Raw genomic sequence first — 12,141 nt, forward strand, 5'->3', positions numbered from 1 at the left:
CTTCGGCCATGGCGCAGCTCCTAGTGTGAATCCTTGCTGGCGGGGAGCCCCGCCAACGCGCGCAGCAGCTCGTCGAGGCCGGCCGCGCGGTCGGTCAGGTGCAGCCGCACGAGGGGCCGGCCGCGGTCGGTCATCGCCTTGCGGTCACCGGCCGCCTGCGCGGCCTGCAGGTCGCCGAACGTGTACGGCTTCCCGGAGATCGCCAGGTCGTCGGCGACCGCGCCGGTGATCTGGAGGAACGAGCCGACCTGCGGACCGCCCTTGTGGTACTGGCCGGTCGAGTGCAGGTAGCGGGGCCCCCAACCGAAGGTCACCGGTTGGCCGGCGGCGGTGGCCAACAGCGCCCGGGCCTGCTCGGCCCGGGCGTCGCCGAACCGGTCCAGGAACGCCAGCACGGCCAGGTAGCCGTGCGGGTCGATGCCCTCGACCAGCGCGCCGAGCACGGCCGCGAGGCTGTCGCCGCTGCCGCCGTGCACCTCGATCGCGCCCTCGGTGAACGACGGCGACTCGTCCGGCAGGCCCTCGGCGAGGATCCGGGTCGTGTTGCTCTTCGACTCGGTCACGTTGGGCTGGTTGAACGGGTCGATGCCGATCAGCCGGCCGGCGATCGCCGTGGCGAACTCCCAGGCCAGGAACTGGGCGCCGAGCGGGCCGTTGACGGCCAGGTCGGGCCGGACGCCGCCGCCGGGCACGCCGAACGGCGACTGCGCGCCGCCCACCGTGACCGTGACCACGTCGGTGCCGTGCGCGCCGGGGCTGTCCGGCGTCTCGATCACCACCGGCAGGATGCCCTTGCCGTCCTTGCCGGTCGACTCGGCGATGAGCTGCTCGGCCCAGTCGCCGAGACCGACGATGCCGGTGCCGTCGGAGACCAGCGCAACCTTGTCGTGACCCGCGACGGCTGCGGCACCGAGCGCGGCGCCCAGCGCGAGGCCGGGGTTGCCGCTCTCCTCGGGCAGCGCCGCGAGCAGGTCCTCGGCCTGGTCGAACAGCTCGGCGACGTCGACACCGGCCAGCGCCGAGGGCACGACGCCGAACGCGGTCAGCGCCGAGTAGCGGCCGCCGACCTCGGAGTCGGCCAGGAACACCTGCGCGCCCATCTCCCGGCCGGTGGTCTCCAGCGGCGAGCCCGGGTCCGTGACCACCACGAAGTGCCGGCCGGCCTCGGCCTCGGACATGCCGAAGTCGAGGAACGCCTGCCAGTACGCCCGCCGGTGGCTGTCGGTCTCGACCGTGCCGCCGGACTTGCTCGACACCACCACGAGCGTGCGCTCCAGCCGGTCGGCCAAAGCCGCCCGGATCTGCGCGGGGTCGGTGGTGTCCAGGACGGTCAGCGCGACGCCGAGGGTGCGCGTGATCACCTCCGGCGCGAGCGACGAGCCACCCATGCCGGCCAGCACCACGTGGTCGAGGTCGGCCAGTTCGGTGCGGAGCTCGGCCAGCCGCGGCAGCAGCTCCCGGCTGCGGCGGAAGGTGTCGACCCAGCCCAGCCGGATCTTCGCCTCGGCCTCCGCGTCGGGACCCCAGAGCGCGGCGTCCTTGGCGACCAGCTTGGCCGGCACGTCGGCGCCGACGAGCGAGGCGCGGGCGGCCGCCGCATCCGCGCTGCCGGCGCCGTAGACGGCGATGCCGGCGGCGGCGACGACACCGTCGGCGAATGCCGGACCGATGTCGTCGCCCTTCTCCGGAACCCCGTCGGACCCGAATCCGAAGGTGCTCACACCCGAGCCCCGCTCCGTGAGGCTCGGCCGCGACCCGGGGCGCTGAGCCGAATGGTTCGCTCGCTCCGCTCGTTCACGTCTAGCCCTTCGCCGCGTCGGTCGGCTTCGCCGACCCGGACGATGCCGCCTTCAACGACGCGTCGACGCCGTCGATGAGCTCCTGCCAGCTCGCCGAGAACTTCTCGACGCCCTCGCGCTCCAACGTGAGGAACACGTCGTCGAGGTCGATGCCCACCCGGGCCAGGTCGGCCATGACCTGCTTGGCGTCGCCGTAGTTGTTGGTGATGGTGTCGGCCTGGGTCTCGCCGTGGTCGGCCCAGGCGTGGATCAGCGGCTCCGGCATGGTGTTGACGATGCCCGGTGCGATCAGGTCGACGACGTAGAGCACGTCCAGGTAGTCCGGGTTCTTCGTGGACGTCGAGGCCCACAGCGGCCGCTGCGGCTTGGCGCCCGCGTCGGCCAGCTTCTGCCACCGCGCACCGCCGAACACCTCGGAGTAGCGCTCGTAGGCCAGCCGCGCGTTGGCGACCGCACCCTTGCCGCGCAGCGCCTTGGCCTCGTCGGAGCCGATCTTCTCCAGCCGCTTGTCGATCTCGGTGTCGAAGCGGGAGACGAAGAACGACGCCACGGACGCCAGGTTGGTCAGGTCATGGCCGTTGGCCTTGGCCTGCTCCATGCCGTCCAGGTACGCGTCCATCACCTGGCTGTAGCGGTCGAGCGAGAAGATCAGCGTGACGTTGACGCTGATGCCGGCGGCCAGCGCCGCGGTGATCGCCGGCAGGCCCTCCTCGGTCGCCGGGATCTTGATGAAGGCGTTGGGGCGGTCGATCAACCACCAGAGGCCCTTGGCCTCGGCGATCGTCTTGGCAGTCTCGCGGGCGAGCCGCGGGTCGACCTCGAGCGAGACGCGGCCGTCGACGCCACCGGAGGCGTCGTACGCGGGCCGCAGCACGTCGCAGGCCCAGCGCACGTCGTACGCGGTGAGCATGCGGACGGCCTCTTCCGTGGAGACGCCCCGGGTGGCCAGGTCGCGAACCTGTCCGTCGTAGGCGTCGGCGTCGGAGAGCGCCTTCGCGAAGATCGTCGGGTTGGTCGTCACGCCCACGACGTGCTGTTCGCGGCGCAACTGGTCAAGGGTGCCGGTGCTCAGCCGGACGCGGGACAGGTCGTCGAGCCAGATGGCGACGCCCGCGGCGGCAAGTTCGGCCAGGCGGTCGGTCATGATGCTTCGCTCCCTCAGTTGCCCGTGGTGGTGCCGGTGATGGCGCCGACCCTCGCGAGCGAGGCGTGTGCCTTCGCGACGACGTTGTCGGCGGTGAACCCGAACTGCTCGAAGAGCACGGTGTGCGGCGCGCTGGCGCCGTAGTGCTCGATGCTGACGCTCTCGCCGGAGTCGCCGACGAGGTCGCGCCAGGACATGGCGATGCCGGCCTCGACGCTGACCCGGGCCTTGACCGCGTTCGGCAGGACGGTCTGCCGGTAGGCCTCGTCCTGCGCCCGGAACCACTCCTGGCAGGGCATCGAGACGACCCGCGTCGGGGTGCCGGCGGCCTCCAACCGCTCCTGGGCGGTCAGGCAGAGCTGCACCTCGGAGCCGGTGCCCATGAGGATCACCTCGGGCTGGCCGTTGGACGCCTCGGACAGGATGTAGCCGCCCCGGGCGACGCCGTCGGCCGGCGCGTACCGGTCGCGGTCGATGGTCGGCAGCGCCTGACGGGTCAGCGCGAGCGCGGTCGGCCGGTCGATGTGCTCCATCGCCATCCGCCAGGCCCACGCGGTCTCGTTGGCGTCCGCCGGACGGACCACGTCGAGGCCCGGGATGGCCCGCAGCGCGGTCAGGTGCTCGATCGGCTGGTGCGTCGGGCCGTCCTCGCCGAGACCGATCGAGTCGTGCGTCCAGACGTAGGTGACCGGCAGCTTCATCAGCGCCGCGAGCCGCACCGACGGTCGCATGTAGTCGCTGAACACCAGGAACGTGCCACCGTACGGGCGGGTCGCGCCGTGCAGCACGATGCCGTTGAGGATCGCGCCCATGCCGTGCTCGCGGATGCCGAAGTGCAGGGTCCGGCCGTACTCGTCGCCCGGGAACTCCTTGGTGGCGTGCTCCGCGGGGACGAACGACGGCTCGCCCTTCATGGTGGTGTTGTTGCTCTCGGCCAGGTCGGCCGAGCCACCCCAGAGCTCCGGCAGCACCGGCGCCAGCGCCTCCAGGATCTTGCCCGAGGCCGCCCGCGTCGCGATGCCCTTAGCGTCGGCCGGCCACACCGGCAGCGCGTCGGTCCAGCCCGCCGGCAGAGCGCGGGAGGTCAACCGGTCGAACAGCGCGCGGCTGTCGGCGTTGTCGGCCGACCAGACGGCGAAGGCCTTGTCCCATTCCGCATGCGCGGCCTGGCCGCGGGCGACCGCCTCGCGGGTGTGCTCGAGCACCTCGGCGGAGACCTCGAAGCTCTGGGCCGGGTCGAAGCCGAGGACCTTCTTGGTCGCGGCGACCTCGTCGGCGCCCAGCGCCGAGCCATGGATCTTGCCGGTGTTCTGCTTGTTCGGCGCGGGCCAACCGATGATCGTGCGGAGCGCGATGAACGACGGACGGTCGGTGACGGCCTTCGCGGCCTCGATCGCCCGCCAGAGCGCCTCCGGGTCCTCGCGGTAGTCACCCTCGTCGGCGTGCCCGCTGCGGAAGTCGACGGTCTGGACGTGCCAGCCGTACGCGGCGTAGCGCGCGGCGACGTCTTCGCTCTTGGCGATCCGGGTGTCGTCCTCGATGGAGATCTCGTTGTCGTCCCAGATCGCGACCAGGTTGCCCAGCCGCTGGTGCCCGGCGAGCGAGCTCACCTCGTGGCTGATGCCCTCTTCGATGTCACCGTCGGAGACGATCGTGTAGACGAAGTGGTCGAACAGCGGGCTCTCGGAGTCGAAGAGGCCCTTCTCCCGGCGGGCGGCCATGGCCATGCCCACCGCGTTGCCGATGCCCTGGCCCAGGGGGCCGGTGGTCGTCTCGACACCCTTGGTGTGCCCGTGCTCCGGGTGGCCCGGGGTCAGCGAGCCCCACTGGCGCAGCGCCATCAGGTCTTCCAGCCCCAGGCCGTAGCCGGTGAGGTAGAGCTGGATGTAGAGCGTCAGGCTGCTGTGGCCGGCGGACAGCACGAAGCGGTCACGGCCGGGCCAGTGTGGGTCGGTCGGGTCGTGCCGCATGACCTTGTTGAACAGCAGGTATGCGGCCGGGGCAAGGCTCATGGCGGTGCCCGGGTGACCGTTGCCGGCCTTCTCGACCGCGTCCATCGCGAGGACGCGGACCGTGTCGACCGCCTTGCGGTCCAGCTCGGACCAGGCGATTGAGGTTTGCTCTGACTTGCTGGCAGGCACGATGTATGCGCTCCTCGGCGAGTGTTTCCGATCCCTCACCTCTGACCCTAGCGACCCGTGCTAAACACGTGCCGCCGGATCTCGCCCTGCGGCACGTGTTGTGGGCGGACAGACACTCCCCGGGTGGTTCTCGCCGCACCGCGTCGGGTCGCCGATCAGGCCAGATACGCGCCGCGTACGCTGTCGATCGGCCTGTTGACCGTCGCCGGTCGCGGCTTGACGACGAAGCGCCGAGGAAGGTGGACACGGCCTTGAGCATGGTCACGGAGCGCCCGTCGCCGACCCTGGTGCCGGGCCCGGTCCCAGTGCCCGCCCGGCGCGACCCGCGTGCCGTCCTCCGTGCCTACGTGGCGTTGACCAAGCCCCGGATCATCGAGCTGCTGCTGGTCACCACTGTGCCCGCGATGATGCTCGCGGCGGGTGGCATCCCGCCGGTCGGGACGATGGTCGTGGTGCTGGTCGGCGGCACGCTCGCCGCGGGGGCGGCCAACGCCCTCAACTGCTACATCGACCGCGACATCGACCAGCTGATGCGCCGCACGAAGCGGCGCCCGCTGCCCACGCACACCCTGGACCCGCGCAGCGTGCTGGTGTTCGGGCTGGTGCTGGCGGTGGTCTCGGTGGGTCTGATGGCCGGGTTCACCAACTGGCTCGCGGCCGCGCTGACCGCCGCGGCGATCGCCTATTACGACCTCGTCTACACGCTCTGGCTCAAGCGGACGACGCCGCAGAACACGTTCTGGGGTGGCGCCTGCGGTGCCGCTCCGGTGCTGATCGGCTGGGCGGCCGTGACCGGCGGGCTGTCGCCGCTGGCCTGGGCGCTGTTCGCGGTCGTGTTCTTCTGGCAGATGCCCCACTTCTACGCGTTGGCCATCAAGTACAAGGACGACTACGCGCGGGCCGGCATCCCGATGCTGCCGGTGGTCCGCTCGGCCGCCCGGGTCAACCGCGAGATCGTGCTGTTCACCTGGCTCACCGTGGCCGCCTCGGTGGCCGCCTGGCCGCTCGGCCTGGGCCCGCTGTACGGAGTCACGGCCATCGTCAGCGGAGTGTTCTTCCTCCTCGAGTCGTACCGGCTGGTGGGTCGGTCCAAGCGGGGCGAGCCGCTCAAGCCGATGCGGCTGTTCCACTGGTCGATCACGTATCTGACGATCGTGTCGGTCGCCGTCGCAGTCGACGCACTGCTCTGACAGCCGCCTGCCCGATATGGGTGGTTGTGGGCGTGAATCGCGGAAAAAGGCCTGTATGCGCGGCGCCCACGGACGAGGGACGGCAGTTGTCCGAGATGTCATCCGAATTTAACCGGATATGTCTCGCTTTGGTCGTTCAAATTTCCTGTGGCCCCTCTTAAATCAACCGATGACAGGGGTCACAAAACACGATCGGATGGCACGCGGATTCCGGTAGGCGTGCTTACGCTCTCGGGCATGGCAGATGGTTCCGATACGACGCTGACGACCGAACAGCCCGACGCACCGACCCCTGAGGGTCTGGTGCACGGGATCCGGTCGTTCGCCGCCGGACACGGCGGCGCCAGGGCGGTCATCGAATACGTCGGCAAGCGTGGCGCCCGGATTGTCCTCGTCGGCGAGGACGGCACCTGGGCGGACCAGTTCGCGGATGGCACTGACGTGGCCCGTGCGGCGTGTGAGAGCGCGGGGGTCGCGATCGAGAACGAGTGGGAGCGGGAGCTCATGGACCAGATGCGGCCGAGCAACGACCTGTGGCGGTCGATGGCCCGGCGCACGCTCTCGCGCTGACCAAGCGCGATCCCGCACCACCACCACAAAGAAAGCGGCGACTTGCCCACCACATCAACGCACGAGCAGGCGGCGGCCCGGGAGACATCCCGGGTCGCTCTTGTTACCTGCGACCGAATTCCTGACCTCGAGGACGACGATCGCCTGGCGCTCGCACCGCTGTCCGAGCGGGCGGTCACCGCCGAGCCGGTCGTCTGGGACGACCCGGCGGTCGACTGGGCGGCCTACGACCTGGTCGTGCTCCGCTCCACCTGGGACTACGCGTCCCGCCGTGACGAGTTCGTCGCCTGGGCGGGCCGGGTCGCCGGCCTCGCCAACCCGGCGGACGTCGTCGTCTGGAACACCGACAAGCGCTATCTCCGCGAGCTCGCGGCGGCCGGGGTGCCGATCATCCCGACCGACTGGGTTGAGCCCGGAGCGGCCGGCTGGTCGGGCGCGTGGGTCGACGTGATCCTCAAGCCAGCCATCGGCGCCGGCAGCGTCGACGCCGGCCGCTACCGGCTCGACGACCCGGTGGAACGGCAGGCGTTCGACGCCCATCTGGCGCGGCTCACCGGCGCCGGGCGCACCGCGCTGGTCCAGCCCTACCTCGGCGCGGTCGAGACGGCGGGGGAGACCGCCCTGGTCTTCCTGCAAAGCCCGGACGGGCTGCGGTTCAGCCACGCCGCGACCAAGGGCGCGCTGCTCGCCGGTCCGGACGAGGGCGTAGACGGGCTCTACCGGGAAGAGACGATCACGCCGCGGACGGCCACCGCCGCCGAGCTGGCCGTCGCGGAGCGCGCGTTGTCAGCGATCCCCGGCGGCGTTGACCGGCTGCTCTACGCGCGGGTCGACCTGATCCCCGCCGACGACGGCACCCCGGTCCTGATCGAGCTGGAGCTCACCGAGCCCTCGCTGTTCCTCGGCACCGCCGGCGGCGCCAAGGAGCGCTTCGCCGACGCCGTCGCCGCCGCTGTTCGCGCGGGTTGACCACAGCACGCTCAGCGTCGCCAGCCAGACCAGGCAGGCGCCGAACATGTGCAGGCCGACCAGGATCTCCGGCAGCCCGTTGAAGTACTGCACGAAGCCGATCACGCCCTGGCTCAGCTCGATCGCGAGCAGGACCAGGGCGGCCCGGGCGGTGCGCCGGGCGCCGGTCGCGCGGGCGGCGAACCACACCGCCAGGGTGAGGCCGAGCAGCAGGAAGACGACGTCCGCGTGCACCTGGGAGATGGTCTCCGGGTCGACGCCGGTGCGGTGCGCGTCGGCGTCGCCGGCGTGCGGTCCGGAGCCGGTCACGATCACGCCCAGCGCGACCACGGCGAACGAGACGACGGTCAGCACCCAGGTGAGCTGCCGGAGCGGGCCGGGCACCACCGTGCGGCGCGGGCCGGGACCGTCGACGGTGCGGCGCCAGAGCGCGTACGCCGCCACCAGCACGCCGATCGAGGCCAGGAAGTGCAGCCCGACCACCCACGGGTTGAGGTTGGTGAGCACGGTGATCCCGCCCACCACACCCTGCGCGGGGATGCCCAGGAACACACCCAGCGCCAGCCGGTTCAGGCCGCGGCTGCCGGGCGTGCGCTCGCGCCGGTGGTGCACGAACGCGGCGATCAGGGTGGCCAGGGCGACCGCGCCGACCACCCAGCCGAGCATCCGGTTGCTGAACTCGATCACCCCGTGGATGCCCATCTCGCCGTTGGGCACGTACGAGGCGTCGGTGCACCGCGGCCAGGTCGGGCAGCCGAGCCCGGAACCGGTCAGCCGGACGGCCCCGCCGGTGACGACGATGGCGACGTTCGCGATGATGTTGGCCAGCGCCAGACGGCGAAGCAGGGGGATCACCCGCGAGATCCTACGTACCGTAGGAGAGAGATCGGCCGTCGCCCCCGCGCCGCCATCCCGAGACGGTGATGTCGATCACTGGCGTGCCGGTTTGCTCCCGGCGGTGGAAATACGTAACGTTGTGGTAGTGAAATACGTCGCGATGCTGCCTCCGCAGGCGGAGACGACCGGTTCCCGGTCCGTCCCCGCTGATCGGCGCACCCGCGACCGCGTGCTGGCGCTGCTGCTGGAGCGGGGCACCGCCACCGCCGCCGAGCTCGGCGACGCACTCCAGCTCAGCCCCGCCGCCATCCGCAAGCACCTCGACGCGCTGTTGACCGACGGCGACGTGGTCAGCCGGCAGCGCCCGGTGCGGGCCGGCCGGGGCCGGGGGCGGCCGGCCAAGGTCTTCACCCTCACCGACGCGGCCCGGCTGCGCTGCGGCCGGCACACCTACGACAACATGGCCACCGCCGCGATGCGGTGGATCGCCGTGCACGGTGGTGAGGGCGCGGTCGACGCGTTCGCCGCCGACCAGGTGTCCGCGCTGGAGAGTCGTTGCCGCGAGGCCATGGAAGGCGCCGGCGACAACCCCATCGCGCGCGCGGAGGCACTCGCCGAGGCGCTGACCGCCGAGGGCTACGCTGCCAACGCTTCTACGATCGCCACGGGTGGGCAGCTGTGCCAGCACCACTGCCCCGTGGCGCACGTGGCTGCCGAGTTTCCCGAGCTGTGCGAGGCCGAGACGGCGGTCATTTCCCGCCTGGTCGGCACCCACGTCCAGCGACTAGCCACCATCGCACACGGTGACGGGGTATGCACAACGCATATCCCGGCCCAGCAAGCTGGCCAACACAGCCAGAGCCGACAGGAACTGTGAGGACAGATAAATGACCGAGCAGATCGTCCAGCCCGTAGTTACCCAGGAGGAGCACCTCGCCGCCCTGGCCAACTACCAGTACGGGTGGGCCGACTCCGACACCGCCGGCGCCACGGCGCAGCGCGGGCTCAACGAGGCGGTGGTGCGTGACATCTCCGCCAAGAAGAACGAGCCCGAGTGGATGCTCGACCTGCGCCTCAAGGGTCTGCGGCTGTTCGGCCGCAAGCCGATGCCCGACTGGGGTGCCGATCTCGGCGGGATCGACTTCGACAACATCAAGTACTTCGTCCGATCGACGGAGAAGCAGGCGGCGAGCTGGGACGACCTGCCCGCCGACATCAAGAACACCTACGACCGGCTGGGCATCCCGGAGGCCGAGAAGCAGCGGCTCGTCTCCGGTGTCGCGGCGCAGTACGAGTCCGAGGTGGTCTATCACAAGATCCGTGAGGACCTCGAGGAGCAGGGCGTCATCTTCCTCGACACCGACACGGGCCTGCGCGAGCACCCGGAGCTCTTCAAGGAGTACTTCGGCTCCGTGATCCCGGTCGGCGACAACAAGTTCGCCGCGCTCAACACCTCGGTGTGGTCGGGTGGCTCGTTCATCTACGTGCCGCCGGGCGTGCAGGTGGATATCCCGTTGCAGGCCTACTTCCGGATCAACACGGAGAACATGGGCCAGTTCGAGCGGACGCTGATCATCGTCGACGAGGGTGCCTACGTGCACTACGTCGAGGGCTGCACCGCGCCGATCTACTCGTCCGACTCGCTGCACAGCGCGGTCGTCGAGATCATCGTGAAGAAGGGCGCGCGCTGCCGTTACACGACCATCCAGAACTGGTCGAACAACGTCTACAACCTGGTCACCAAGCGCGCCGTGGCGCACGAGGGTGCGACCATGGAGTGGATCGACGGCAACATCGGGTCCAAGGTCACCATGAAATACCCGGCCGTCTGGATGGTCGGCGAGCACGCCAAGGGCGAGGTGCTCTCGGTCGCGATGGCCGGCGAGGGCCAGCACCAGGACGCCGGCGCCAAGATGGTGCACGCCGCGCCGCACACCAGCAGCACGATCATCTCCAAGTCGATCGCGCGGGGCGGTGGCCGCACCTCCTACCGCGGCCTGGTGCAGGTGCTGGAGGGCTCTTCGCACTCCAGGAGCACCGTCAAGTGCGACGCGCTCCTGGTCGACACGATCTCCCGTTCCGACACGTACCCCTACGTGGACATCCGCGAGGACGACGTGTCGATGGGTCACGAGGCGACCGTGTCCAAGGTCAGCGAGGACCAGCTCTTCTACCTGATGAGCCGGGGCATGACCGAGGACGAGGCGATGGCGATGATCGTCCGCGGCTTCATCGAGCCGATCGCCAAGGAACTCCCGATGGAATACGCCCTGGAGCTCAACCGGCTCATCGAACTTCAGATGGAAGGGGCCGTCGGCTAAATGCCTACGGAAACCGAGGTGGCGGTAACGCCGCCCAAGACGTCGAGCGTGCCCAAGACCAAGGCGCAGAGCCTGCGGTCGGGCGATGTCGCCGACTTCCCGGCCCTCACGGGGCTCGAGGAGGAGTGGCGGTTCACGCCGCTGAAGCGGATGCGCGGTCTCGCGACCGGCACCCCGGCGGCGGAGACCACCCTGCGCTACGAGCACGACGGCCTGCCGGCCGGCGTGACCGTGTCGGAACTGGCCAAGGGCGACGAGCGGATCGGCCGCGTGCTGGTCCCGTTCGACCGGGTCAGCGCGCTGGGCTACGGCGGCGCCGCCGGCGCGACGCTGATCGCGGTCGCGCCCGAGGCCGAGCCGGCCGAGCCGGCGACGGTCCGGGTGATCGGCGGCGGCGCGGGTGTCGCGTACGCGCACACCGTGGTCGAGGTGGGCCGCTTCGCCAAGGCGACGCTGGTCGTCGAGCAGGTCGGTTCGACCACGCTCGCCGACAACGTCGAGGTCGACGTCGCCGACGGGGCCCAGCTCACGCTGATCACCGTGGCCGACTGGGCGTCCGACGCGGTGCAGGCCCAGCACATCAAGTTCCGGCTCGGGCGGGACGCCCGGGTCACCCATGTGCAGGTCAGCCTCGGCGGCGACCTGATCCGCCAGTTCACCAGCGTGGAATACGCGGGTCGCGGCGGCGACGCGGAGCTCTACGGGCTCTACTTCGCCGACGGTGACCAGCACCTGGAGCACCGCCAGTTGGTCGACCACAGCATCCCGGACTGCCGCAGCTACGTCGGCTACCGCGGCGCGCTCCAGGGCGACGGCGCGCACACCGTGTGGGTCGGCGACGTGCTGATCCAGACGGCGGCGACCGGCACCGACACGTACGAGATCAACCGCAACCTGGTGCTCAGCGACGGCGCCCGGGCCGACTCCGTCCCGAACCTGGAGATCGAGACCGGCGAGATCGTCGGTGCCGGACACGCCAGCGCGACCGGTCGGTTCGACGACGAGCAGCTCTTCTACCTGATGGCCCGGGGCATCCCCGAGCACGAGGCGCGCAGGCTGGTCGTCCGCGGCTTCTTCGCCGAGCTGCTCCAGAAGATCCCGGTCGAGTCGCTCCGCGACCGCCTCGGCGACGCCATCGAGGCCCGCTTGGCGAAGGGCGACCAGTGAGCT

The 12,141-nt window shown here is 70.7% G+C and carries 8 protein-coding genes and 1 pseudogene; 5 read left to right on the forward strand and 4 right to left on the reverse strand.

Annotated features, from left to right (window positions below):
* Window positions 1-20: 20 nt before the first annotated feature.
* From BLV39_RS13845 to tkt, 3 genes are all read right to left on the reverse strand, one after another.
* Window positions 21-1,670 (reverse strand): glucose-6-phosphate isomerase, encoded by a 1,650-nt coding sequence (locus BLV39_RS13845; protein WP_090791511.1) that lies wholly within the window; start codon window positions 1,668-1,670, stop codon window positions 21-23.
* A gap of 130 nt (window positions 1,671-1,800) precedes the next feature.
* Complete coding sequence (gene tal / locus BLV39_RS13850) at window positions 1,801-2,943, reverse strand: transaldolase (RefSeq protein WP_090790843.1); 1,143 nt, start codon at window positions 2,941-2,943, stop codon at window positions 1,801-1,803.
* A 14-nt stretch (window positions 2,944-2,957) separates the two neighbouring features.
* Window positions 2,958-5,000: a transketolase gene (gene tkt / locus BLV39_RS13855; RefSeq protein WP_239083906.1), complete on the reverse strand. Its 2,043-nt coding sequence runs from the start codon at window positions 4,998-5,000 to the stop codon at window positions 2,958-2,960.
* A 335-nt stretch (window positions 5,001-5,335) separates the two neighbouring features.
* Here tkt and BLV39_RS13860 point away from each other — a divergent pair, with 335 nt between their 5' ends.
* Together BLV39_RS13860 and BLV39_RS13865 are read left to right on the forward strand one after the other, a co-directional pair.
* On the forward strand, window positions 5,336-6,274 hold the full coding sequence (locus tag BLV39_RS13860) for a heme o synthase (protein WP_373315403.1): 939 nt from the start codon (window positions 5,336-5,338) through the stop codon (window positions 6,272-6,274).
* A 237-nt stretch (window positions 6,275-6,511) separates the two neighbouring features.
* The gene (locus BLV39_RS13865) at window positions 6,512-6,844 is read left to right on the forward strand and encodes a hypothetical protein (RefSeq protein ID WP_090790846.1); all 333 of its coding nucleotides are present in this window, start codon (window positions 6,512-6,514) and stop codon (window positions 6,842-6,844) included.
* A 786-nt stretch (window positions 6,845-7,630) separates the two neighbouring features.
* On the opposite strand, the gene BLV39_RS13870 is transcribed toward BLV39_RS13865, so the two are convergent.
* The gene (locus BLV39_RS13870; RefSeq protein ID WP_308442723.1) at window positions 7,631-8,668 is read right to left on the reverse strand and encodes a COX15/CtaA family protein; all 1,038 of its coding nucleotides are present in this window, start codon (window positions 8,666-8,668) and stop codon (window positions 7,631-7,633) included.
* Window positions 8,669-8,810: 142 nt separating this feature from the next.
* On the opposite strand from BLV39_RS13870, the pseudogene BLV39_RS13875 reads away from it, so the two are divergent.
* From BLV39_RS13875 to sufD, 3 genes and pseudogenes are all read left to right on the forward strand, one after another.
* Window positions 8,811-9,541 (forward strand): annotated as a pseudogene (locus tag BLV39_RS13875) (helix-turn-helix transcriptional regulator).
* Window positions 9,538-10,971 (forward strand): Fe-S cluster assembly protein SufB, encoded by a 1,434-nt coding sequence (gene sufB, locus BLV39_RS13880; RefSeq protein WP_090790851.1) that lies wholly within the window; start codon window positions 9,538-9,540, stop codon window positions 10,969-10,971. The pseudogene BLV39_RS13875 and the gene sufB overlap by 4 nt, the downstream one beginning before the upstream one ends.
* Window positions 10,972-12,138 (forward strand): Fe-S cluster assembly protein SufD, encoded by a 1,167-nt coding sequence (gene sufD / locus BLV39_RS13885; protein ID WP_090790853.1) that lies wholly within the window; start codon window positions 10,972-10,974, stop codon window positions 12,136-12,138.
* Window positions 12,139-12,141: the final 3 nt, after the last annotated feature.

Source organism: Asanoa ishikariensis (genome assembly GCF_900107455.1).
GTDB classification, from domain to species: Bacteria; Actinomycetota; Actinomycetes; order Mycobacteriales; family Micromonosporaceae; genus Asanoa; species Asanoa ishikariensis.